Consider the following 24,684-nt stretch of genomic DNA (forward strand, 5'->3'; position numbering starts at 1 on the left):
CGGCGATGAGAACCTTGATCGTGCTCGGAACGCGACCGGAAGCGATAAAGATGGCGCCGTTGGTCAACGTGCTGAAGAAGGATCCGGAGATCGAAACGAAAGTCTGCGTGACTGCGCAGCATCGGCAGATGCTCGACTCGATGCTCGGGTTCTTTCGTGTTCGTCCCGACTACGATCTGGACGTCATGGCACCCGATCAATCCCTTCTGGGGATGACGAGCAAGGCATTGGCAGGCCTTGATTCCGTGTTGAGCGATGCTCGTCCGGACCTCGTACTGGTACAGGGCGACACGTCGACGACGCTCGCCGCCGCGCTATCGGCACATTATCGGCAAATCTGCGTGGGTCACGTGGAGGCAGGACTGCGCACCGGGAATTTGTCGGCTCCGTGGCCGGAGGAGGCGAATCGACGTCTTACGAGCGTTCTGGCGAAGTATCACTTCGCTCCGACATCGTCTGCGCGTGACAATCTTTTGCGAGAGGGTGTTTCGGAAGATCGCATCCACATCACGGGCAATACGGTTGTCGATGCCCTGTTGGAAACCGTGGCCGGCATGCGCGAGGATGGCGCTCAGCGCAAAGCGCTGGATACCCGATTCGCCTTCCTCAATCCGGAAAAGCGCTTGATTCTTGTGACTGGCCATCGCCGGGAAAATCTGGGCGAAGGGCACGAGGCCGTTTGTCTCGCGCTGCTGGAAATTGCGCAGCGGGGCGACGTCGAAATCGTTTTCCCGGTGCACCTCAATCCCAAGGTCAAGCAGCCGGTACATCGACTTCTTGCAAATGCTCCTGGCGTGTTCCTGATCGAACCGCAGGATTACCTGCCGTTCGTTTACTTGATGAACCGGGCAGCACTGGTCATTACGGATTCCGGTGGCATTCAGGAAGAAGCACCGGCCTTGGGCAAGCCGGTACTTGTGACACGCGAGACGACGGAACGCCCCGAAGCCGTTGCGGCCGGTACGGCAAAGATCGTCGGGACCGATTCAGCCACGATAGTTGCGGAAGCAACCAGATTGCTCGACGACCCGGCGAGCTATGCCGCGATGGCGCGAGCGGCGAATCCGTATGGGGACGGCAAGGCTGCGCAACGCATCCGCGATATTCTAGTGAGTACACGTTGAACACCATTTCAATCATCGGTCTCGGCTATATCGGCTTGCCGACCGCAACGCTATTCGCTTCACGCAAACTGCGGGTGATTGGCGTCGATGTATCGCCGTACGTCGTCGATACGATCAACCGTGGCGATATCCACATCGTCGAGCCTGAACTGGACATCCTGGTTCAGGCAGCGGTGGGCGCCGGCTATCTGAGAGCGGCTGCGCACGCCGAGCCGGCGGATGCATTCGTCATTGCCGTACCGACGCCGTTGACACCGGATCACCGGCCCGATTTGAACTGCATCGAGTCGGCGGCGAAGTCGATCGCTCCCGTGCTTTCCAAAGGCAACCTCGTCATTCTCGAATCGACGTCGCCGGTTGGCACGACGGAAATGCTGGCCAACTGGCTGGCAGAGATGCGCCCCGATCTCAGTTTTCCGCAGCAGGTGGGTGACGAATCCGATATTCGAATTGCCTACTGTCCTGAACGGGTTCTCCCCGGGCGCATCGTCCATGAGCTGGTCGTCAACGATCGTGTGATCGGCGGTATGACGCGTGGATGTTCCGACGCAGCCGTCGCACTCTACAAGTCATTTGTGCAGGGTGATTGCATTGTCACGGACGTGCGCACCGCGGAAATGTGCAAGCTGACCGAGAACAGCTTTCGTGATGTCAACATTGCTTTTGCCAACGAGCTTTCGATGATCTGCGACAAGCAGGGAATCGATGTCTGGGAACTCATCAAGCTGGCAAATCGGCATCCTCGCGTGAATATCCTGCAACCCAGTTGTGGGGTGGGCGGGCACTGCATCGCCGTCGATCCGTGGTTCATCGTGGACAGCGCGCCGGATGAATCGACGTTGATCCAGGCCGCTCGTCACGTCAACGACGCCAAGCCGCAGTGGGTCATTCGCAGGGTGAACGAGGCCATTGTCGAGATGACGACGTCCGGCGCCACGCGTGGCGATATCCGCATCGCGTGCCTGGGCGTTACATACAAGGCGGATATCGACGATTTGCGCGAAAGTCCGGCGCTACAAATCGCCGGGATTCTTGCCGAAAGCCATCCCGGCAAGATCATGATAGTTGAGCCGAATCTCGAAGAAATGCCGGAACACTTGGCGACTTCGGGAATGAATCTGGTGACGCTTGATGAGGCACTTTCGCGAGCCGACATATTGGTTTTGCTGGTTGATCACACTGAATTCAAAAGTGTGAAACCTGACCGGATCGATGGAAAGGTACTCATCGATACACGTGGCATTTGGAAGGGCATAAAACAATGATCGAACAAGAAAATTCGACCATCCGGGTCAATGTTGAATCTCGTCTCGAGGCAATGAAAGAGGAGAACGAGATTCTGCTATTGCAGCTTCATCAGGTGCAGGAAGAACTCGAACACCGTTATCGGCAGGAGAGAGCTGCAGAAGACGAGTGGTCGAGCGGGGCATTGGGAAATCGCGGATCGAGCGCGAGCAAGGTCGATGACGAGTTGCACAATGCCTTGGCCGAAAATCAGCGCTTGCGTGCGTTGGTGAACGCACAGAGAAAGGTCCATCGGCTTGAGAGGGAAAACGCCCTGAATATCAAGCTCGGGAATCTTTTGATTCAAGGCGTCGATTCGCCGAAGACGCTGTTCTCCGTACCTGGCGCACTTGGGAGGATCTGGCGCAACTATCGTCGCCAGTCGCCCCCCGAAGTGCTCGGCGGGAAGGACTTTACGAAGGTCATTGCCGCGTATGGTGCCGGAGGCTTCGAGGCGGTGGAAAAGCTGATGGCTCGCGACTCGATTTCTCCGGTCACTCGGGCGAACGGCTATACGACGCTCGGGCGTCATCTGATGAATAGCGATCGCGCCGGCGCGGCAGAGGCGGCGCGACGAGCGTACGCGTTGGAGCCGAAGTCCTTTCGACTGAAATGGCTCGCCTTCAGGCTTCATGAGGCGGGCAGTCTCGTCGAAGCGGAAGCCTTGCTGGACATCCTGCCATCGGATACCAAATTCAGCGATTCGGAGGCTCGCCAAGCCAGCCAGTTGCGCCATGAAGCCAAGCAAGCTCGCCAACGCGAAGCGAAGCAGGGTGCCGGATTTTCCGAGCGTCGGGACGAGATCGAGAAGCAACTGGCCAGTCTGGCTCGAGCGCGTGACGAGAGCGCGCAGTTGCTTGCCGAACGCACGCGCGAGGTCGAGGCGCTGACGCGGGTCAATGCGCAACTGATGCAGGAAAAGTCCGCGTTGGTAAAGCATCAGGAAACGGCGCTGAAGCATTCTGGCGCCCGAGATCAGGAAGTCGATGCGCTTAAACAGGCCAACGCGCGCCTCGAGCGGGAAAAATCTGATCTCGAACGAACGAAATCTGACCTCGAGCGAGAAAAATCCGAACTTGTGGCTCGTCACGAAAATGCTGTCAGACAGGTCGCCGAGCGTACGCGGGAAGTTGAAACCCTGAAGCAGGCCGAAATGAGACTGGGGCAAGAGCGCTCCGAACTCGTCGAGCAGCACGAGAGAAACGTCGAGCATGTCGGCGAACTCTGTCAGGACGTCACCGACCTGACGGAGGCAAAAACTCAACTGGAAGAAGAACTTCTTGCCTCGATCGCAATGCACGAGGAGGTGATCGAGCAGTTGATCGCTTGTAGCCTGGAAGTCGAGTCGATGAAGCAGGCGTGGGCGCAACTGGAACAGGAGAAGTTGTCGGCGTTGGCGCAACACGACGAGATCAGCGCTCAGGTGGTCGAGCGTACAAGGCAGGTCGGAGCGCTGGAGCGGGTCGTGATGCACCTCAAACAGGAAAAGGTGGCACTGGAGGGGCGGCATGAGGCGACGCTCAGGCAGTCGACCGAGCAGGCGCGGCGCGTCGTGGATCTCGAGCGGATGGTCGCGCGGCTGGAGCACGAAGTAAGGGGGCTGACCACGCGGCATCAAGCGGAGATTGCGACGCAGGTGGCCGAACGCGCGCGCGAGGTCGATGTTCTTGCGGAGGACCGGGCACGTCTCGAGCGCGAAAATCTGGCGCTGGTCGCGCAATACGACGACGTCGTCAGGCATGCGATCGATCGCGATCGTGAAATCGAACTGCTCACGCAAGTCAAAGCAGAACTGGAACAACAAAACTCGGCATTGACCACCCAACTCGAAGGTGTCAGCGAGCATGCGGCCGAGCGCTCGCGTGAGCTCGATGCGCTGAAGCAAGCCAATGCCGTATCCGAGCGTGAGCGGCAGACGTTGGTGGCGCGGTATGAGGATGCCGTCAAACAGGAGGGCGAACGCAGACGAGAGATCGAACTTCTGGTTGCAGCCAAAAAGCAGCTGGAAAGTGAAAAGTCGACCTTGATGAGTCAGCATGGCGAGTCCTCCCGACTGGTGACGGAGCACATCGAGCACATCAACGCGTTACAACAGCAGCTCGAAAATCAGCAGGAGAGCGATGCGGAGTTGAAGGCGCGTCAGAGGATGGTGCAGGAAGAAATGATTCGCGCGGAAGCACAGCTTGAGCTGATCAAGGACATCCTGCTTCGAGAGCCAGAGCTATGAGAAAGAAGTCGGTGAACTTGCGCTACAGGGCACTGGCAAGTCAACGTGTGCGGCCGAGCGAAATCGTCGAGATTCGGTCCGAGCAGACCGTCGTGCCTTACGACGAAAATCTGCTCGAACGAGCACGTACCCAGTGGCAGTTTGGCGATTGGCAAAGCCTCGCCCGACTGGAGCGCGCCACCCTGCAACACCATCCCGAGCGTGCAAAGCTGGCCTTGCTCGCGGCATCGGGGCGTCTGCAGCTCGGACGATTCGCCGAGGCCAAACTCTATGTGCGTCTCGCTCGGGACTGGGGCGTCAGCGAGCGTCATCTTTGTCAGATTCTCGTCGCCGGCGTGCACAACAGTCTGGGACGTGCCGCCGTCGTAGCAGGGAGCTTCCCCCGGGCATTGAAACATTTCGAGTCGTCGATCAGGGTCGGCGCGCCCGGGTCGGACAAGGTGTTGTTGACCAAAGCGCGAATCAGTCAACAATGTCAGGAGCTTGGCATGACGTCGACCCATCTCGAAAGCGACGCAAGCGCGGCATTGCGCGGACTGGCTCATTCGAGTTCCGCTTTCGACGTTGTCACGCTGTCAAAGCTCCATCTCGGTGATGCGTGGGCAGGTAACACCATCAATACCGTTATTTTCAGGCATCACGGGATACTGACCCATCTGGACTGGCAGGTTACTGCGTTCTATGTCGATTCACGGACGCTGCGCATTGTTCGGCGCAATCTGAAGACGGATGCGATCGAGAGCCATGACGTAGAAGGTTCGTACGATCTGAACGACGCGCACAATAGTATTAGCCTCGGCGTTGACCGGAATGGTCATATCCACCTGTGCTACGGGCATCACGCTACGCGATTGCGTTATCGCCGAAGCATCACGGCCAATGACATTAACGAGTGGACGGATGAGCTTCCGATGACGGGCACGTCCGAAGAACGGGTGACCTATCCGACCTTCATTCAGCCGCATCATGGATTTCCGCTCGTCCTGCTTTATCGTGACGGCGTGCACGATAGCGGAAACGCTCGCCTCAAGGCGTACGACGAAGAGACCAAGCGCTGGACGGATCGCCCCTTGCCGATTCTCAGCGGCAGTGAGTCGAAGCCCTGGACGAGCAACGCTTACTGGAACCATCCGGCCATCGGCAACGACGGAAGCTTGCATCTCAGCTTCGTATGGCGCACGCATACGCTCGGTGACGACGATCTCATCAACAATGTGAATATCGGATATGCATGTTCATTCGATAATGGTGCCAGTTGGCAGACGTCAAAGGGGCGAGACTATCAACTTCCGATCACCCAGGTTAATGCTGAAATAATTTGCCCGATCTCGCCCGGAAGTAATTTGATCAATCAGTGCAGCATGGCATTGGACAGCCGAAACCGTCCGCATATTGTTTTCTATGCGGACGATTCGGATGGCATTCCGCAGTATCAGCATTTGTACTTCGATGGCGCGAAGTGGCGGCATCAGACCATTTCTGCGCGCACTCAGCCTTTTGCATTGCGAGGGAAGGGGACGCTGCAAATTCCGATAAGTCGCCCGGAAGTGGTCATCGATCGATTCGACAATGTATATGTCATCGCTCGCGGAGATCATAGCCGCGGTCGAATGGCCGCGACTTTGCTTGCGGCACCCGATTACATGTGGTCGGAGAAAAACACGCGATTCATTCTGGATGAGGATCTCGGCTTTGCCGAGCCAATCATCGATCGAACTCGCTGGGAAAATGAGAGTGTTCTCAGCCTGTTGTTGCAGCGTAACGAGCAGCCGGCGCATGACCTTGACTGCCAGGTTGTGAGCTCTGCAGTCACGTTGTTGGACATCAAATTCACAAATAACTAAATGTGATGAACAAGAATATGAAAACGCCTCTCGCACTTGGCAACGAATACATGCGTTCGGGGAAGTACGAAGACGCCATTCGGAAATATGCCGAGGTGTTGATCACCACGCCCGGGCTCGCCCGGATCGCGTCGACGAACCTCGCTCTCGCGAAGCAAAGATATCGAAAGAGCCGCGAAGAGGCCGGCAGGCCGCGAGTGGGCGTCTGCAGTTGGGAACTCGCACATAATTCGGCGGGGCGAGCCTATACGCTGGCGATGGTGTATGAGCGATTTGCCGACGTGGAGATCATCGGCAGCCTCTTTCCACAGTTCGGGCGGGAGATCTGGGGGCCGATACAGGAAACCGAAATTGCGAAGCACGCAATCCTGGTAGAGGACGAGTCGCGATTTGTCGAGCAGGCTATCGAACTGGTTGTCGCGCATCCCTACGATATCGTGCATCTCTCGAAGCCGCGCGGCCCCAATGTCTTGTTCGGCGCGCTGTACAAGCTGATCTGGGATGCGAAGGTATTGATGGACATCGACGACGAGGAGTTGGCGTTTGTCCAGGCAGAGTCCCCGATCGGCATCGGGGAGTATCTGGACAAGCACCATCAGTTCCCCAGGGTGAACCTGGCCGGCCAGGACTGGACGCGCATTGCCGTTGGCCTGGTGAATTTGTTCGATGGTGTCACCGTTTCGAACCCAGCGCTGCAGAATCGATATGGTGGCCTGATTATTCGTCACGCTCGCGACGAAAATGCCTTTGTTCCGTCGCCGGAGTTGAAGAGCAAGAGCAGGAAAAAATACGGCCTGCCCGCGGACAAGAAAATCGTGCTGTTTTTTGGTACCCCCCGGCCGCACAAGGGGCTGGTCGAGGCCGCCGAGGCAATCGCCGAGCTCGGGCGGGATGACGTCCTGTTCGCAATCGTAGGAGACTTCCCTGATCAGTCGCTGAAGGAGACGCTCAAGCAGGTTCGCGGTTGCCAAACGGCATTCATCGCCAACAAACCATTCGCCGAAATTCCGGCCGTCGTCTCGATGGCTGACGTCTGCGTTTTCCTGCACGACGGTGGGCCGGCTGCGCAGTTTCAGGTTCCGGCAAAGCTCACCGATGCTGTCGGGATGGGGGTCCCGGTACTGGCTTGCGACTCGCCGGCAATGGCGGATCTGTTCAAGTATGACGAAGTCTCGATGGTTTCTATCGACAAGCTTGCACCTGCGCTCGGAGCCGTGTTGGATGCCGTCGACGGAAACTCGCAGCAGGGCAACAGGCGCAGCACGCTGTTTCAAGACATCCTGTCCGTGGGGGCTAACGCCGAGGAATTGCGAAACTGGGTGGCGGACCTTCGTTGTTCGAACGATTCGGAAATCGTTCGACTCTTTGGTCATTTGATCAATCGCGGGCGCGAGCGCGAAGCAACCGTCGATACGATTCGGGTGGACCGAGCGGCCAACGACGTGGTGGCGAAGTCGAACGTCAGCCATCGGACCGATCAACCGATGTTCAGGTTGGGAAAGGACGCGTTCATGTTGCGCGGACTACGTCCGATGGCCTCGATCGCGATCGTGGCAAACGTGATGAACGACGAAGCGTGGGAGCGTGTGAGAAGGACGCTTCCCGTTCTGGGCCACCGACACGATTTGTTTGTACTTGGGTTCTCCGATGTCGAGCACGTCAATTTCGGCAACTTGACCGCATCCGTGACGATCGTTGGTGACGGCGATGGCGAAGGGAACGCTCAGAATTTTCTTCGACTGGCCGGATCGAATGTATTCGATGACTATCAGGCCGTACTGTGGCTTGCGCCCGGCGAGGGTGACGACGAATTGTCGGACGTGGCGAGCCGGGCAGTCGAATTTACGGCGGATTCTGACTGGGGCATACGCGCGAAGCGGTTCGTCTCGCTTTCCAAGGAGGGCGGCAATCATCGTGTGATCGACGGCGTGAAGATTGCGCTGTCCCGCATGGGGCTGAGCCTTTCGGACGAGACCGTCACGGTGCCGGTCGGCGCCGAAGTGTGGCTCAAACCTTTGCTGTTGAGAGGGCTGGCTTCGGCGCTCTGGGCGAGCGAGCTTGTCGGTGACAAGAATGCTGCCAACGGGTTTCCGGGACGGCCCACTGTTCTGGGTGTGTTGTCCGTACTGGCAAAACTCGGGAATCTGTCTGTTCAGTCAGAAGCGAGAAAAGGCGCTCAAGCGATTCAGCCCGCTCGTCCTCGGACGTTGAAGACGATCGCGTTCTATCTCCCGCAGTTTCATCCGATCCCGGAAAACGATTTGTGGTGGGGGAAAGGTTTCACGGAGTGGACCAACGTCACGCGGGCTCGACAGTTGTTCAGAGGCCATTATCAGCCGCGAGTGCCGACCGAGCTCGGATACTACGATCTGCGTCTCGAGGAAACACAGGTCGCGCAAGCCAAACTGGCCAGCGAGTTCGGGATTCACGGGTTCTGCTACTACTATTACTGGTTCGACGGCAAGAAACTGCTGAATCATCCGATCGAGCAGATGGCTCGATCCAAGAGCGTCGACACGGGCTTCTGCGTTTGCTGGGCCAACGAGAACTGGTCACGGAACTGGGATGGGCAGAACCGGCATGTGCTGATGGAGCAGACCTATACGCTCGAGAGCAATGTCGCGTTGATTCGGGAACTGATCCCGATGATGAAGGACCCGCGCTGGATTCGGTACGACGGCAAGCCGGTGATGATGGTATATCGAATTTCGATCATTCCGAACTGGCTGGAAACCGCCGCTGCGTGGCGCGAGGAGTGCCGGAAGGCGGGGCTGGGCGAGATTCACCTGTGCGCTGTTCGGTTCGGGCTGGAAACGCTGCAAGGTTCCCCGGAGGATTACCGGCTCGATAGTTATGTCCTGTTTCCGCCTCACGAAGCGGAGCGCGTGGATCTGCGTGACAAGGTGCACGACCTGCACAAGAATTTTGGCGGCCAGATCTTCGATTACTCGGCAGTGGTCGAGGGTGATATCGCGAAGTTTGAGGATGGCTATTCGTGGCCGGTTCACCGAGGAACCATGCTGGGTTGGGACAATACCGCTCGCCGCCTGACGGATGCGCGAGTGTTCCACGGAGCGACGCCATATGGCTTCCGTCGCTGGATGCAGCGCATCCTCGAGCAAGAGCAGCGTTTCAACCAAGGCAACGAGTCGCTCGTCTTCATCAACGCGTGGAATGAGTGGGCGGAGGGCACCTATCTTGAGCCAGATCAGCGGTGGGGTCGGTCGTATCTGAAGGCCTTCGCTTCGGCCGCTGAATCTGTCGCTGGAGTTACGTCGCAAGTATTGCCTGCGGGGATCGCCGCTAGTTCGAAAGAAGCGGACGTACTCAAGCTGCCGGAAAATTCGCTTGCGGATACGAAAGATGCCATCACGGACGGAAAGCCGCTGCCTTCGGTTGCCTGGCATGAAGGACAGAGGCAGCCGAACCCGGACTGGCCGACAGTGATGCTCTGTGCGCACATCTCCGGCCATCATCTGTTTGGCGGAGAGCGGAGTCTCCTGGATGTGCTGAGCGCGTTCGCCGAACAATCCGTCAACGTCGTGATGACCCTGCCGTCCGGCGGAAACAAGGCCTATATTCGCGAAATATGTGAGCGCAGCCTCGGTGTATATTGCTTTCCCTATCCGCAGTGGAAGAACAACCGTGCCAGCAAGGCCTGGTTGACGGTGACCTTTGCTGACATCATCGCGCGTCACGCGGTCGATGTCGTGCATGCGAACACAATCGTGCTGCTTGAGCCGTTGGAGGCCGCGACGCGCATGGGCAGGACGCGGGTCGTTCACTCGCGCGAACTGATTTCGCTGGACGACCCTTTGCGTGAACAACTTGGTTTGTCGATCAGCGAAATCATCGGGCGCGTATTCGAACGTTCGGATTGGGTGATCGGGAACAGTCGCGCCACGAGTCAATTGTTTTCGCGTCCGGAAAAGACGCTTTACGTACCCAATGCGGTGACGCTGAGCGATTTCGAACTGGGAAACAAGTTCGGTAACACCATCAAGTTCGGCATTGTCAGTTCGAATATTCCGAAGAAGGGTGTTGAGGATTTCGTCGAGGTGGCGCGGCGCGCCGCGGAACGCACACCGCGAGCCCGCTTCGTGGTGGTTGGTCCGGTGAATGCCCAGGTCAAGAAGTGGCAGGAAGAGGTCGCGTCCGGTGCGCGTCCCGACAATCTGATCATTGCCGGCTATGCCGAACATCCGCGCAAGGCGATGTCGGAATTGAACGTGCTGCTCAATCTCTCGCACTTTGCCGAGAGTTTCGGCCGTACGGTTGCCGAGGGAATGGCCGCCCGCCGCCCGGTTATTGCCTATGACTGGGGTGCGCTGAGCGAGCTGGTGCAGCACGGGAAGACGGGCTTTCTTGTGCCTTACCGCGATATCGACGGAGTCGTGGACGCGGTGGTGCGTTTCTGCGAAAACGACAAGCTCGTTTCCGAAATGGGGCAGGCCGGACGCATGTTTGTCGAGCAGCATTTCACTCAAGACAATTTGAAGGCCGCGCTTTCCGATGGCTATGCAAAGATCTTCGAGCGGGAGGGATTGATCGCGACGGGTAACGCACCCGCCGCTGTCGCGGCGCGCGCGATCGGCTATGCAAAGCCGACGACCGTGATTGTGCCGGTCTATAACGCGGTCACTGCCGTTCGCGACTGCCTGCGATCGGTGCTCCAGCATACCGATCTGACTCGGGACCGATTGATCGTGATCGACGACGGGAGTCCGGATCCGGGCATCACGCCGATGCTGGAAGAGTTCGACGGCGTGCCGGGTGTTCTTATTCTCAAGAACAACGTGAATATCGGCTATACCAAGACGATAAATCGAGGGATTCGCGAGGCGGGCGACAACGACGTCGTATTGCTGAACTCGGATACGGTCGTAACGCCGCGCTGGCTCGAGGGGTTGCGGGCCGCCGCCTATAGTCGCGAGAAGGTGGCGACCGTTACCGCGATGAGTGATAACGCAGGGGCGTTTTCATTCCCGAAGTTCAACGAATATTGTCCGCGTCCGCCGCATCTGAGCCATGACGAATACGCACTCCTCGTGACACAAGCAACACAGGCGTGTGTTCCGCCGGAAGTGCCGACCGGGTCGGGATTCTGTATGTATATTCGCCGAGCGCTCATTGACGAATGCGGGGCGTTTGACGAGGAGGGCTTCCCGCGCGGCTACGGCGAGGAGAACGACTTCTGCATGCGTGCTTATAAGGCTGGCTGGCGCAACCTGATTTCTCCCTGGTCGTTTGTCTATCACATTCGAACGGCCAGCTTTAAGGGCGAAAAAACGGCATTGGTCAAAGCGGGCGTGGATGTGGTCACCCGACGATATCCGGAATACGCGGGGCTCGTGAAGGCGGCCTTTGCCGGAGTTGAAATGGGACGCGTGCGCGAAGCGGCCGGGGCTGTGATGAGGCGCTGAGTGAGCTGCGGTGGCCGCCGACGAAACGTGTGGCTAGGGGTGAGCGCCGCTTCAGATGGGTTCTTTGTACGGTGCGGCTTGGGGTAATTCGGAGAGGAGGTGGCCTTGGAAACGAAGCAGTTTGCCGTTCGATTGCTGGTCTTGCTGAGTGTCGCGGCAGCTTCGGCATCGTGGGCGGCCGAGGCCACTGATGCGAAGTGTGCGGGGATGTCACCGGATCTGACGATAGATCGGGTGTGGGGCGCTTCGCGTGTCAAATTCGATGCGCTGGAAGACAAGAAATTTATTTATGTTTCGTACTACGACGCGGATCGATGGTTGTCGGTTGCACAGGTCAACAAGTGCACCGGGGAGGTGGCGAAGACGAGGGTTGCATCGCGCTTTGGCGGGTGGGATGCCCACAACTCGATCGTCCTTGCGCTCGACAAGTCGAATCGCCTTCATGTTTCCGGGAATATGCACGCCTCACCGCTCGTATATGCACGAATGGACGCTCCGGACAAGTTGGCGGGCCTTGAAGCGGTTCGGCCGATGATCGGATCAGACGAGGTGCAGGCGACGTATCCCTATTTTTTCCGGTTCATGGACGGTGCATTGGGATTTTCGTACCGCTCCGGGCACAGCGGAGACGGCGAGGAATTTATCAACCGGCTCGATAACGCCGGTTGGGTGCGTTGGACTAATCGCCCGATTTTTGCCCCCACTTCCGAAAAGAAGCCCGTGAATGCGTACCATACGAATTACGTTCGCGGTCCGGATGGCTTCTTCCACGTTGCGTGGGTCTGGCGGGAAAATTACTTCGTCGAAACGAACTTCAACGTGAATTACGCGAAGAGTCGTGACCTCAAGACGTGGCAAAACAGTGCGGGCGACGTCATTCCTTTGCCGATTACACCCAGGTCGGCGGAAGTCGTGGACGAGATCCCTGAAAGAAGCGGCCTGTTGAATAATATCCGGCTGGGGTTCGATGAGGCCGGGCGGCCCGTCATCTCATACTTGAAGTTCGATGCAAAGGGGGCGACGCAACTGTTCCACGCTCGCCTTGAAAACGGAATCTGGAAAACGGCGCCGGCAACGCAATGGACCTTCCGTTGGGATCCAAGGGGCGGAGGCACCATCAAGGGTGAAATCAACTTCTCGGGCGTGAAGGTGAGTGATGGCCACCTGATCGAACAGGTCAGCCAGCCGGAAATCGGTGCCAAGACACTCGTCTACGACGATAAATCGATGAAGGTGGCGGAGGCGCTTTCTCCCAATGTATGGAGTCCGTCTCCGGCTGTCCGGAAGGTGAAGGCACCTAATGGCGCAGTGCCCAACGTCCAGGTGGTGAGATTCGAGAATATGGCGGCACATGAATCGAAGGAAAGTCATGTCGTGACGTGGTTCAGCTTGCCGGCCGATAACAGGGACAAGCCGCGAAATTGTGATAACGCCGCCGTCCCGTGCGATTTCACTTCAGATCTGATCTTGCATACGGACCGTAGGTCGCCTTGATGGAGTTTTGGTCTGTCGTGGGTGTCGGATCGGCACGATGCTCGCTCGATCCGGAGCTCGGGATTCGTTATTTTCGGCTGCTCATATCAAGCAGCCAATGAAATTAAAGGTAGATATAAGAGATGAAAGTTCCTGTGTTTGCCTGTGAGAAACACGCATGAAAATCGCTATCGCCGGCACAGGCTACGTCGGCCTGTCCAACGCCGTCCTGCTGTCGCAGCACAATGAAGTCGTGGCTCTCGACATCGTCCCCGAGAAGGTGGCGATGCTCAACCGCAAGGAGTCGCCGATCGAGGATGCCGAGATCGAGGACTACCTGCGCCACAAGAACCTGAACTTCCGCGCGACGCTGGACAAGGAAGACGCGTACGCCGGCGCCGACTACGTGGTGATCGCCACGCCGACCGACTACGATCCGGACACGAACTACTTCAACACCCGCTCGATCGAGGTCGTCATCCGCGATGTGATGGCGATCAACCCGCGGGCGGTGATGGTGATCAAGTCGACCATTCCGGTCGGCTACACCGAGCGTACGCGCGCGGCACTCGGCACCGACAACCTGATCTTCTCTCCCGAATTCCTTCGCGAAGGCCGGGCGCTGTACGACAACCTGCACCCTTCGCGGATCGTGATCGGCGAACGTTCCGAGCGAGCCGAAGCGTTTGCCGGCCTGCTGAAGCAGGGGGCGATCAAGCAGGATATTCCGACGCTGTTCACGGGCAGCACGGAAGCCGAGGCGATCAAGCTCTTCGCGAATACGTACCTGGCGATGCGCGTGGCCTATTTCAACGAACTGGACACCTATGCCGCGCAGCACGGTCTCGACACGCACCAGATCGTCGACGGCGTATGTCTCGATCCACGCATCGGCGCGCACTACAACAACCCGAGCTTCGGCTACGGCGGCTACTGTCTGCCCAAGGATACGAAGCAGTTGCTGGCCAACTATCGCGACGTCCCGCAGAACCTGATTCGTGCGATCGTCGAGTCGAACAGCACGCGCAAGGATTTCATTGCCGAGAGCATTCTCAAGCGCAAGCCGAAGGTCGTCGGCATTTACCGCCTCGTGATGAAGGCCGGGTCCGACAATTTTCGCGCGTCCAGCATCCAGGGCGTCATGAAGCGCATCAAGGCCAAGGGCGTCGAGGTCATCGTCTACGAGCCGGCATTGCACGAATCGACGTTCTTCAACTCGTCGGTCGTCCACGACCTGGCTGAATTCAAGCGCTCCGCCGACGTGATCGTTGCCAACCGCCTGACCGACGATCTGACCGACGTCGCAGGCAAGGTCTACACGCGCGACCTGTTCGGCGGGGACGCATGATCGGCCAGGAGTCCGGTCACCCGGCGCGCGCGGCGAGCGCGTTGCCGCGCATCCTGTTCTTCAACGTGAACGGCTCGGGCATGGGCCATCTGAACCGTTGCCTCGCGTACGCGCGTCGCCTGCGGGGCCGCGCGCGCCCGTTCTTCTTTTCGCTGGCGTCGGCGATCGAGATCATCGAGGAGATGGGATTCGAGGCGGACTATTTCGTTTCCCATTACTGGTCGTCGAGCTCGACGTTCGGCTGGAACAGCGAACTGGCCGTGCGGCTGGGCCTGATGCTGGAGCGGGTTCGCCCGGATGCGGTCGTATTCGACGGAACGTGGCCCTTCAAGGGTTTGCTGACGGCATGCGAAATGTATGGATCGCCCGTCCTCGTGTGGTCCAATCGCGGGCTGCTCAAGGCCGATACCAAGACGGTGCCGGTGGACGAAGCGCTGTTCGATCTCGTGATCCGGCCGGGTGAACTGGGCGCGACCGAAGCACGCGCGTCGCTGACGAACGGCGGCACGCGGCTGTCGGTGCCACCGGTCTGCCTGCTGGAGGACGACGAGTTGCTCGACCGCGCAGCGGCGAGAAACGCACTCGGCCTGCCGCAGGCCGGCCGCTTCGTCCTCTTTTCTCTTGGCCCGGGCAACCTGAAGGATGTTGCCGGCATCGGGCACGGACTGATCGCCGCGTTCGAGGCGGCCGGATTCCAGGTAGTCTGGGCGCGGGCGCCCATTTCGGTGCGCGACGTCGAATTGCCGGCCGGTGTGCTGCCGATCTCGGTCTACCCGTTGGCGCGCTATCTGCGTGCGTTCGATGCCTTTGTCGGCGCCGCGGGCTACAACACCTGCTGCGAACTGGTGCAGTCGGGCGTGCCCGCGCTGCTGGTGCCCAACGCGCAACTGGTGGACGATCAGGTTCGCCGCGCGCGGATGGTCGCCGACGCGATGCCGGCTGTCGTGTCGGCTTGCGAGACCGAACAGGAGCGCAAGGCGGCTGTCGACGCGCTGCTGGGCATGTTGCACGAAGCGGCGCCCGCGCGGTGCGCGGTGCCGATGAACGGCGCATCGCTCGCGGCGGACGAGATCATGGCCAGGATTGCTGACAAGAGGCGAACGCATTGAGCATCATCGACCAAACCCGGGCCTTGAGGCACGAATTGCGCATGCTGGCGGCGAAGCCCGACTGGACGTTGCTGACGCGCCATGACCTGCTCGCCGGGAAGCCGCCTGCCACGCTGAAGGAGCGCGCGTGGCGCGGCATCAGGCGCGTGCTGGCCACGTTGGGTGTGATTACGCCTCACGTGACGAACTATCCGTGGCTGCCGACCCTGAAGCACGCGCCGGTTTCGGCCGAAGCGAACACGCTGCTGATCTGGGCGCCGGGTACGGAGCGCGATGCACTGCGCCGTGCGTGCGAAGGCTTTTCCGCGCGCCTGAAAGGCAACGATGCGCTGGCGCCGGTACTGGTGACCGACGTGGCCGATTTCGCCTTCTATTCGCGGCTGGGCTGGCTGGTGGAATACCTGCCGGAATTGAGCGGCGACGATCGTTCGTATCGCGAAAGAAAGCGCGCGTATCTCGCGTGGCGCTATCGCGATGCGCGGATCGTGCCGCCGGCCGCGGCGCAGGCCAGCGACGCCGACTGGAAGGCATTGGTGGAAGTGAACTGAACATGATGGATAGAAATCGCTATGCCATGTTGACGGTGGATACCGAGGCGCTGCCCAAGCGCGCCACGGAGGATCACGTCAAACGGCTGATGTGGGGTGTGCACGAGAAGGGGCGGGCAGGGGTTGCCGAAATGGCTTCCATCGGCGACGAGTTCGGCGTCAAGCACGTGTTCTTCGTGGACCAGTGCGGCGCGTATGCGTATCTCGACGAAACGAAGGAGGTCGTGCGCCGGCTGGATGCCGCGGGGCAGGACGTTCAACTGCATACGCATCCGGAATACCTGCCGGACTCGTTCTGGGCCGAGCACGGCCTTGCGCGGCGGCCGCAATACATGAATCAATACACGGACGATGCGCGCGCGGAGTTCGTGATTCGTCACTTCGGCGGGCTGATTTCGGCGGAAACGGGCAAGCCGGTGCTGGCGCACCGTGCCGGTTCGTTTCGCTGGAACGCGTCGACGATCCGGGCGCTGAAGTCCACCGGCGTACAACTGTCGTTCAACAATTCCCTGTGCGCGGTCCATGCCGGGCAGTGCAACTACAGCGAGCCCACGAATCTGCCGTTCCAGTGGTCGAACGGCGTGATCGAAGTGCCGATGACGGAAAAGAAGATCCTGCCGAAGGTCGGCAAGGAAGAATGGTGGGCACGCCTGACTTATCCTGAATCGCCGTATTTCCGGTTTCGTCCGTGGTGGGGCAAGCTGCTGCTCGACGCGTTCAGCGGCAGTCCGACGTTCTCGATATTCCTGCTTCATTCGTGGTCGCTGCTGTATTGGGACGAGAACGGGCATGCGACCTATCGGGACGACCAGCGTGTCGAAGGCTACCGGAAACTCCTGTCGCGCCTGACGAAGGACTACGACGTGATCACGACGTCGGAATTCCTGGACTTGCAGGCCCGCGGCAGGATCCGGACCACGCATACGACCGATCTCGCCCGTGCCGAACTGAAAGCGGCCAGGGCGGCGAAAGCATGAGTACGATGCTCGATTCGTTGCAGACGGCGTTGACCGAGCCGCTGCTCGCGATGAGCCGTCGACTGACGGCGCATGTGCTCGAGCGCACGTTGAAGCAGCGTTCGCGCGGCGTGCCGTTCGTCGGCGATCCGGACAGCATGCTATACGTGGCGGCGAGCGCATTGCCGTATCACACGAGCGGCTATACGACGCGCACGCACGAAGTCGTGCGCGCATTGGCGGCTGCGGGCGGTCGCGTGCATCCGCTGACGCGGCCCGGCTATCCCGGCGATCGCGCGGATCGCCTGACCGACGCCGCCGGCAGCGAGACGCAGGTGAGCGAGGTCCGGTATCTGCATGCGAGCGCGCCGTTCAACAATCGGCCGGTGCTGATGTATGCGTTGCAGGCGGCGCCCGTCATCGCGCGCGTGGCCGTGCAGCATCGCGCGTCGGTGATCCACGCGGCGTCGAATCACGTGAACGCGTTGCCGGCCCTGCTGGCGGCGCGGCAACTGGGCATTCCGTTCCAGTACGAGATGCGCGGGTTGTGGGAGTTGACGCGCATCTCGCGCATGCCGGAATACGAAAGGCGGCAGGGGTTCACGCAGGGGCTGCAGCTGGAGGGGCTGGTGGCCCGGCACGCGGACAAGCTGTTCGTGATCTCGGCGCAACTGGGCCGGTTCGCGCGCGATCGCTGGGGGATTGCCGGCGAGCGGATGCATCTGCTGCCGAATTGTGTGGATCCCGAACGGTTTACACCCGCGGCGCCCGAGGAGATCGAAGCCGACACGATTGGATATGCAGGCTCGCTGATCGGCTATGAAGGACTCGACACGTTGATCGATGCGGTCGGCAGGTTGAGCGGGCAAGGGCGCGCGGTGCGGGTCGAGATCGTCGGAGAAGGCGAGGCACGGCCGGCGCTGGAGGCGCAGGTCCGGCGCCTCGGATTGTCGGAGCAGATTCGCTTTCTGGGTCGGACTTCGCCCGAGCAGGCGCGCAGGACGCTCGGTCGTTGCGCACTGGTGTGCATCCCGCGCAAGCCGTTCAAGGTTTGCGAGATCGTGCCGCCGATCAAGCTCGTGGAAGCGCTCGCGATGGGCAAGCCGGTGATCGTGCCGGATCTGCCGGTGTTTCGCGACGAAATGGGTCCGAGCCCGGCTGGCTGGTTTTTCAAGGCCGGCGATGCGGTCGACCTGGCACGGGTGATCGATGCGGCGTTGTCCGATCGCGGTACGCTCGCGGCGCTCCGTGGCCAGGCGAGAGAATACGCGGCCACACAGCGCCGCTGGCGTGAATTTGTCATGAACGCACTGCCAATGTCGCAGGGTGGGGGGTAAATGGTCGGCAGGGTCATTAGAAAACTGGGTTCGTTGGTCTACGACTATCCGACGGTTGCGGAGGATGTGGAGCAGGCCGGTCGCTTCGGGCGCCTGAAGATCGCGCTCGTCACCGATTACTTCACGGCGGACTGCCTGTCGGCGGAATGTCGCGTGCGCACCATGACGCCTGCCAACTACGCGGACGTGATCGGCAACTGGAAACCGGATCTCGTGCTCGTGGAATCGGCGTTTCACGGCGTGGACGGGAGCTGGCGCTACGAGCTGGCGCGACAGTCGCCGCCGATGCGGCTGAGCAAGCCGACGGCGATCTTTCGCCTGGTCGACTTTGCCAGGCGCGCGGGCGTTCCGACCGTATTCTGGAACAAGGACGACGGCGCGTTCTTCGACACGTTCATCGACGTGGCGAAGGTATTCGACTACGTGTTCACGACCGACGAGGCATGTCTCGACCGATATCGGCAGCAGGTGCCCGCGCACGTGCCGGTCAACACGCTGGTGATGCCGTATCAGCCGGCGTCGCACAATTTCTCGGGCTTCAATTTCGTTCGCAACGAAGCGTGCTTCACGGGCAGCTATTACCGGCGCATCCTGAACGAACGCCGCCGTTTTCTCGACATGGTGTTCGACACCTGCGAGCAGAGCAATCTGCAGCTCAACGTATTCGATCGCAATCACGATCGCCTGTCGCGGTTCTTCGAGTTCCGCTATCCGAAGCGGAACGGGCTGCGCGTGCACGGCAAGGTGCCGCATCGGGAAACCGCGCAGGTGTACAAGTCGCATGCGATCTCGATCAACGTGAATTCGGTGACGGGCTCCGAGACGATGTTCTCGCGACGCCTGCTCGAGATTCTCGCGTGCGGCGGCATCGCGGTGACCAACGCGAGCTGCGCGGTCGACCGGTATTTCCGCGAGTTCTGCCACGTGATTGATACGCATGACGAGGCGCGGGAGTTGTTTTCGCGGCTTCGGCACGGCCCGTCGCAGGATGATCTGGACCGGGCCGAGGCAGGCGCACGCTACGTACGGCAGAACCATACGTGGGCGCACCGGCTGGAAGAAGTCTGCGCCGTCGTGAAGATCTGAGAGGAAGTGGCCACGATGCTCGCGCTGCTTTCCTACGCTGCCCAATTGGTCTTCCTGCTGGTGGTACTCTACTTTGCGCTGTACGTGCTGCTCGAATTGCGCGTGCTGCTGATTTCCCGCAAGGTCGAACGGCGCAAGCTGACCGACCTGGCGCAGCCCGTCCGGATCTCCGAAGATGGCTTTCATCCTCGGGTCAGCGTGCTGCTGCCGATCTGCAACGAGTCCGAGATGGTCGAGCGGCTGATCGATGCGGCCTGCCGCCTGACCTATCCGTCCAACGAGATCGAGATCCTGGTGCTCGACGACTCGTCGGATGCGACGACGAAGCTCGCGCGGGCGAAGGTCGATCGCTACGCCGCCGACGGAATCGACATCCGGCTCATCAAGCGTCAGTCGCGAACGGGCTACAAGGCCGGCAATCTGGTCAACGGCATCCAGCAGTCGTCCGGCGAGTTCTTTGCGATCTTCGATGCGGACTTCTTGCCGCCTGCGGATTTCCTGCTGAAGACCATTCCGTGTTTCACCGATCCGAAGCTCGGCTTCCTTCAGACCGGCATCGGCTACGAGAATCGCGACGCGTCGTTCCTGACACGCTTCCAGGCCATGGAAATGGGCCACCAGCAATACGTGACGGTGGGGCTGAGCGAGGACGGCGACATGGCGTCGCTGAGCGGCAGCTCGTGTGTGTGGCGCAAGGAGTGCGTCGATGCGCTGGGCGGCTGGAATGCGTCGACGGTCACCGAAGACGTGGACCTGGGCTATCGCGCGCAGTTCGGCGAATGGAAGTATGCGTATCTGCGAGAGGTCGTTTCCATGTCGGTGCTGCCGGAGACCATCAGCGCGTTTCGCATTCAGCGCGAACGCTGGGGGCGCGGCCTGATCCACAGCGGGTTCAAGCATGTCGGACAGATGCTGTCGCAAAGCATGCCGCTGATGAAGCGGATGCACGCGATCTCGGTGATGTTCTCGTCCGTGCTGCTGGCTTCGATCTATGTGCTGATACTGCTCAGCATGCCGTTGACTTGCCTGGTGCATTTCGACGGCGAGGGGATTCATCTCGGCGCATTCGTCTTTTTCGTTCTGGTGGCGATCTGGGCGCTTGCGAATGCGTTCGGTTCGCGCAAGGGCGCGAGATTCGACGACAAGCCGAGTGCTCTGAAAACGGTATGGGATACCTACCTTTATATCGCGATGTTTTTGCCGATGGCCTGGTATTACTTCGCGGGGGGCGTCCGTGCGGTTTTCGGCGTGTATAGCGGCTTTCATCGCACGCCAAAAGGCAGGGAAGCCTATCGCTCGACGATGCCTCGCATCAATGCCGTTCTGCTGGCCGGGGAAATCGCCACGTTCGCCTATTCACTCATGACGGTTTTTCTGGCGATTCAGAAGAAAAACTATGTTTTGATTCCGCTCAACGTAACGGTTTGCGTCGGCTTCGGTATGGTTCTCTTTTGGTCGTGGCAAGAGCATCGTGCCCGCGTGCAATCGTGATTTCCGCGTGAGCGCAGTCCAATCGACCCGAATGGCGGGCATGGATTGCCGATTTGTTAAGGGTGCCTGCCTTTCTCGCATATGATCCGCGTAAAGCTGATTGTCAGCATCGAAAGAAACGCAGGTATTTGCACGACGAGGGAGCACAAGATCACGAGCGATGTTGTACGACGAATGCCGCAGGCCGCCGATGCGTTGGCCGGCGGTGCTCGCTCGATCGAATCGGGGCATGCGTTCACTTTTACCGATGGCGCGGCCGCCTGGCTTCGCTCCCGTCTCCGGTCCGGCGCCGATCTGGAGGTGCCGCCTGACGATTTGCATACATGACTCGGCGAATCAAGCGAGTCGAAGGATCATCAAGATTTGCAAAGAAGATTCGAGGAATTCTGTCCGTCCCAATTGGACGGGGCAGAATGCCACCAGACAGTCTCTCATCGAACCCGCCAAGTCGGAGATTCATGTCTGACGAATGGCCAGCCAACTTTAACAACGGCTTGCAGGATGGCCGCATGCAGCCGGCCGAACGGTGACGCGATCATCGGCATTCGACGCGACTAAAACGTCGTGCGAATGGACCGCTACCGGACGGTCAAGTGAAATGATTCGGCAGTTTTTTCCGATGTTTGCACTTCGCGGATCGGCGTGCGACCGGTGCCTGACGATTGCAAGCAATGCGAGTTTCGTGTTTTGCATGGTTCCGATCGGCGAGAGCATGTGCGGCGTAAGCGGTCGTAACATGCAAGGTATTACTCGAATATTAATATTGATGTATGATCGCGTCGGCGCGTTGTAAGCTTGTGGCCAACAACCTTTCGCGTCGCGCAAATTTCCATGCGGTGTCGTTTCGCTGCATGGCCCGCACATTTTTTCGCAACCCTGATTCGGGCGGTCGCACATCGCTACATCGATGTTCCGTGCCAATGCGTGATGTGTCGCGGACGTAGTCAAATCATACGAAATAATCGAACGCAATAAATCGATAATGTTGTCTGCTGCTTGATCGAAATATCAGGCAGCGCTTCGCGCTTGAAGATCGATAACCAGACACCGCTGAAAAACAAAGTCTGTTTAAAACGATGGAAAGCAGCAATATTCGCAACCGGGGAGGGCAGGTGAGCGCAAGCGGGCCACGAGCAATCGTGATAACCGGCAGCAGTGCCGGGCTTGGACGTGCGCTGGCATTGAGTTATGCCGCGCCCGATACCACGCTGGGGTTGATCGGCAGAAATTCGGCGCGGCTGGAATCCGTCGCCGCGGAGTGCCGTGCGCGCGGCGCCCGCGTCGTGATCGGCTGCATGGACGTGCGCGACTCGGCCACCGTCCAGGACTGGATGATCGATTTCGATACGCGCTATCCAATCGAATTGATGATTGCGAATGCAGGCGTGGCCAGCACGCTGCAGTCCGCGGACGACTGGGAGCACATGGCGCGCACCGCCGATGTCGTCGATACCAACCTGTACGGCGCGTTGCATGCGGTGCTGCCGGCCATCGACCGGATGCGCATGCGCCGGTGCGGGCAGATCGCGGTCGTCAGTTCGCTCGCCGCGTTGCGGGGCATGGCCATCTCGCCCGCTTATTGCGCGAGCAAGGCGGCGCTGGTCGCTTACTGCGATTCCGTGCGCCCGATCCTCGCACGCGAGGGCATCGGCCTGTCGGTCGTGATGCCGGGCTTTGTCCGCACGGCGATGAGCGACGTCTTCCCGGGCAGCAAGCCGTTCATGTGGAGTGCGGACAAGGCTGCCGGTTACATCAAGAAGCGCCTCGCGCGACGCCGCGTGGAAATTGCCTTTCCGTTCAGTCTTGCCTTCGGCATCAAGTTGCTGCGCCTGCTGCCGGCGACGCTGGCGGATGCCATTCTCGGTCGTCTGTCCTATCTCCCGCGCGGGAAGGCGTGACGTGCTGCCCGGATTCGCGTTCGCGGCTGCGGCAGCCGCACTCTCGTTTCTCGTAGAGGCCATCGCGTATCCGCGCGCGTCGTTCGTCCGTTCGCCGGCGGCGATCGCTCTGCATGTCTGCGCGTTCGCGATCGTGGCGGGCGCGACTTTCGCCGTGACGGCACGACCGCTTTTCTCGGCATCCGTCGCCCTCGTGCTGATCGCGTTGCTGGCCGTCATCAGCAACGCAAAATACGAATCCCTGCGTGAACCCTTCGTCTTTACGGACCTGAGCCTGTTCAGCCAGGTTTTCGCCCATCCGCGTCTTTATCTGCCGTTTCTGAGTGCGGGCAAGGTGTTCGGCATCGTTGCCGCCGTGGCGGTCGCGACGGTCGGGTTTCTGCTCGAACAACCGGCCGGCATGCTGGCGCGTGGCGCCGCCGCAGTGATCGCGGTCGCTTGCGCGCCGTTCTGTGTCGCGCTGTCGCGTCGCATGCCGCTGACGCTCGACCCGATGGCGGACCAGCGTCGGACGGGTTTTTTCGCGGCATTCGTCGCTTACCTCGTCAACGGGCTGCGGCGTGCGGAGCGCAACGCGTTCTTTCGCGCGGTCGACGCAGGGCCGTTCGCCGGCGGCCGTCCGCACAGCACGCCGGATGTGATCGTCATCCAGAGCGAATCCTATTTCGACGCGCGTCGCCTCGGCGCGTGCGTGTCGGCGGAGCCGTACGCGAATTTCGATCGCGCCCGCCGCGAGGCATTCACGCAGGGCAGCCTGGACGTTCCCGCCTGGGGCGCCAATACGATGCGCAGCGAATTCGCGATGCTGACGGGATTGCCGTCGGCGGCGCTCGGCTATTCGCGCTTTTATCCGTACATGTATGTGCGCCGCGCATGTGCGTCGCTGGCCGGCTGGTTCAAGCGAGGCGGATATCGCACGCTCGCGATTCATCCGTATCACGCCGATTTCTTCGGGCGCAACCGGGCATTCCGGTTCATGCATTTCGACCGTTTTCTGGATATTCGGGATTTCGGCGGTGCCGCGCGAGTCGGGCCTTATATCGGAGACGGCCCGGTGGCCGATGCAATCATCGCGGCCCTCCAGGAGCACGGCGACGGGCCGGTGTTCGCGTTTGCGATCACGATGGAGAACCACGGCCCGCTGCATCTGGAACCGGTCGGGCCGGGCGAATCCGACGCGCGGCATACGCTCGGCGACGACGCGCGCTGGCGCGACCTGACCGCCTATCTTCGACACGTCGAGAATGCCGACGGCATGATCGGCAAGCTGACTGATTATCTCCGCAAGCGGGAGCGTCCGACCGTGCTGTGTTTTTACGGCGATCACGTTCCCGCGCTGACTTCGGTGTTCGACGCGCTCGAAACCGAACCGACCAATAGCGATTACTTTATTTGGCGCAACTTCGCGAACGATTTCGGCGAGCACCGAAACCTTCGCGTCGAGAGTCTCGGTGCCGCGATACAGCGCGCGATGGTGCACGTCGATTGCACTCGCGCCGCTTCGCCGACCGGGATGCTTCAGACGCCGGCGTGATG

15 protein-coding genes are annotated in these 24,684 nt (G+C 60.0%); all 15 read left to right on the forward strand.

The window, feature by feature from the left end; all coding sequences use genetic code 11:
• Nucleotides 1-5 precede the first annotated feature (5 nt).
• The 15 genes from wecB to ACV22V_RS14650 all read left to right on the forward strand — a co-directional run bounded on the left by wecB (nucleotide 6) and on the right by ACV22V_RS14650 (nucleotide 24,682).
• Nucleotides 6-1,124, forward strand: a complete 1,119-nt coding sequence (gene wecB / locus ACV22V_RS14580) for a non-hydrolyzing UDP-N-acetylglucosamine 2-epimerase (protein WP_448014319.1) — start codon at nucleotides 6-8, stop codon at nucleotides 1,122-1,124.
• Nucleotides 1,121-2,389 carry a UDP-N-acetyl-D-mannosamine dehydrogenase gene (wecC, locus tag ACV22V_RS14585; protein WP_059689034.1) on the forward strand — a complete coding sequence of 423 codons (1,269 nt, stop codon included), beginning with the start codon at nucleotides 1,121-1,123 and terminating at the stop codon, nucleotides 2,387-2,389. The genes wecB and wecC overlap by 4 nt, the downstream gene beginning before the upstream one ends.
• The gene (locus ACV22V_RS14590) at nucleotides 2,386-4,635 is read left to right on the forward strand and encodes a hypothetical protein (protein WP_448014321.1); all 2,250 of its coding nucleotides are present in this window, start codon (nucleotides 2,386-2,388) and stop codon (nucleotides 4,633-4,635) included. Before wecC ends, ACV22V_RS14590 begins: the two co-directional genes overlap by 4 nt.
• Nucleotides 4,632-6,479 carry a BNR-4 repeat-containing protein gene (locus ACV22V_RS14595; RefSeq protein WP_448014322.1) on the forward strand — a complete coding sequence of 616 codons (1,848 nt, stop codon included), beginning with the start codon at nucleotides 4,632-4,634 and terminating at the stop codon, nucleotides 6,477-6,479. The genes ACV22V_RS14590 and ACV22V_RS14595 overlap by 4 nt, the downstream gene beginning before the upstream one ends.
• A gap of 17 nt (nucleotides 6,480-6,496) precedes the next feature.
• A complete protein-coding gene (locus ACV22V_RS14600) occupies nucleotides 6,497-11,902 on the forward strand; it encodes a glycoside hydrolase family 99-like domain-containing protein (RefSeq protein ID WP_448014324.1) in 5,406 nt (1,801 codons plus the stop codon).
• A gap of 105 nt (nucleotides 11,903-12,007) precedes the next feature.
• Nucleotides 12,008-13,396, forward strand: a complete 1,389-nt coding sequence (locus tag ACV22V_RS14605) for a BNR repeat-containing protein (protein WP_448014325.1) — start codon at nucleotides 12,008-12,010, stop codon at nucleotides 13,394-13,396.
• A gap of 157 nt (nucleotides 13,397-13,553) precedes the next feature.
• On the forward strand, nucleotides 13,554-14,723 hold the full coding sequence (locus tag ACV22V_RS14610; protein WP_059689028.1) for a nucleotide sugar dehydrogenase: 1,170 nt from the start codon (nucleotides 13,554-13,556) through the stop codon (nucleotides 14,721-14,723).
• Nucleotides 14,720-15,832: a glycosyltransferase gene (locus ACV22V_RS14615; RefSeq protein WP_448014327.1), complete on the forward strand. Its 1,113-nt coding sequence runs from the start codon at nucleotides 14,720-14,722 to the stop codon at nucleotides 15,830-15,832. Before ACV22V_RS14610 ends, ACV22V_RS14615 begins: the two co-directional genes overlap by 4 nt.
• Before the next feature lie 41 nt (nucleotides 15,833-15,873).
• A complete protein-coding gene (locus tag ACV22V_RS14620) occupies nucleotides 15,874-16,380 on the forward strand; it encodes a hypothetical protein (protein ID WP_059700658.1) in 507 nt (168 codons plus the stop codon).
• Nucleotides 16,381-16,382: 2 nt separating this feature from the next.
• Nucleotides 16,383-17,357, forward strand: coding sequence for a polysaccharide deacetylase (locus tag ACV22V_RS14625; RefSeq protein WP_448014329.1), 975 nt, complete (start codon nucleotides 16,383-16,385; stop codon nucleotides 17,355-17,357).
• Nucleotides 17,354-18,673: a glycosyltransferase gene (locus tag ACV22V_RS14630; protein ID WP_448014331.1), complete on the forward strand. Its 1,320-nt coding sequence runs from the start codon at nucleotides 17,354-17,356 to the stop codon at nucleotides 18,671-18,673. Before ACV22V_RS14625 ends, ACV22V_RS14630 begins: the two co-directional genes overlap by 4 nt.
• A 33-nt stretch (nucleotides 18,674-18,706) precedes the next feature.
• Nucleotides 18,707-19,759 carry a CgeB family protein gene (locus tag ACV22V_RS14635; protein WP_448014332.1) on the forward strand — a complete coding sequence of 351 codons (1,053 nt, stop codon included), beginning with the start codon at nucleotides 18,707-18,709 and terminating at the stop codon, nucleotides 19,757-19,759.
• Between the two features lie 15 nt (nucleotides 19,760-19,774).
• Nucleotides 19,775-21,250, forward strand: a complete 1,476-nt coding sequence (locus tag ACV22V_RS14640; protein ID WP_448014422.1) for a glycosyltransferase — start codon at nucleotides 19,775-19,777, stop codon at nucleotides 21,248-21,250.
• Between the two features lie 1,076 nt (nucleotides 21,251-22,326).
• Nucleotides 22,327-23,148, forward strand: coding sequence for an SDR family NAD(P)-dependent oxidoreductase (locus tag ACV22V_RS14645; RefSeq protein WP_373558348.1), 822 nt, complete (start codon nucleotides 22,327-22,329; stop codon nucleotides 23,146-23,148).
• 1 nt (nucleotide 23,149) lies between these two features.
• Nucleotides 23,150-24,682, forward strand: a complete 1,533-nt coding sequence (locus ACV22V_RS14650; RefSeq protein WP_448014334.1) for an LTA synthase family protein — start codon at nucleotides 23,150-23,152, stop codon at nucleotides 24,680-24,682.
• Nucleotides 24,683-24,684 lie beyond the last annotated feature (2 nt).

This window comes from Burkholderia sp. AW33-5 (assembly GCF_053427615.1).

What these genes read in the sequence shown, in the direction of transcription:
- ACV22V_RS14630 (WP_448014331.1), top strand. Translation starts at nt 17,354, where the DNA reads ATGAGTACGATGCTCGATTCGTTGCAGACGGCGTTGACCGAGCCGCTG.
- wecB (WP_448014319.1), top strand. Translation starts at nt 6, where the DNA reads ATGAGAACCTTGATCGTGCTCGGAACGCGACCGGAAGCGATAAAGATG.
- ACV22V_RS14595 (WP_448014322.1), top strand. Translation starts at nt 4,632, where the DNA reads ATGAGAAAGAAGTCGGTGAACTTGCGCTACAGGGCACTGGCAAGTCAA.
- ACV22V_RS14640 (WP_448014422.1), top strand. Translation starts at nt 19,775, where the DNA reads ATGCTCGCGCTGCTTTCCTACGCTGCCCAATTGGTCTTCCTGCTGGTG.
- ACV22V_RS14645 (WP_373558348.1), top strand. Translation starts at nt 22,327, where the DNA reads ATGGAAAGCAGCAATATTCGCAACCGGGGAGGGCAGGTGAGCGCAAGC.
- ACV22V_RS14600 (WP_448014324.1), top strand. Translation starts at nt 6,497, where the DNA reads ATGAAAACGCCTCTCGCACTTGGCAACGAATACATGCGTTCGGGGAAG.
- ACV22V_RS14590 (WP_448014321.1), top strand. Translation starts at nt 2,386, where the DNA reads ATGATCGAACAAGAAAATTCGACCATCCGGGTCAATGTTGAATCTCGT.
- ACV22V_RS14620 (WP_059700658.1), top strand. Translation starts at nt 15,874, where the DNA reads ATGCTGGCGGCGAAGCCCGACTGGACGTTGCTGACGCGCCATGACCTG.
- ACV22V_RS14615 (WP_448014327.1), top strand. Translation starts at nt 14,720, where the DNA reads ATGATCGGCCAGGAGTCCGGTCACCCGGCGCGCGCGGCGAGCGCGTTG.
- ACV22V_RS14610 (WP_059689028.1), top strand. Translation starts at nt 13,554, where the DNA reads ATGAAAATCGCTATCGCCGGCACAGGCTACGTCGGCCTGTCCAACGCC.
- ACV22V_RS14625 (WP_448014329.1), top strand. Translation starts at nt 16,383, where the DNA reads ATGATGGATAGAAATCGCTATGCCATGTTGACGGTGGATACCGAGGCG.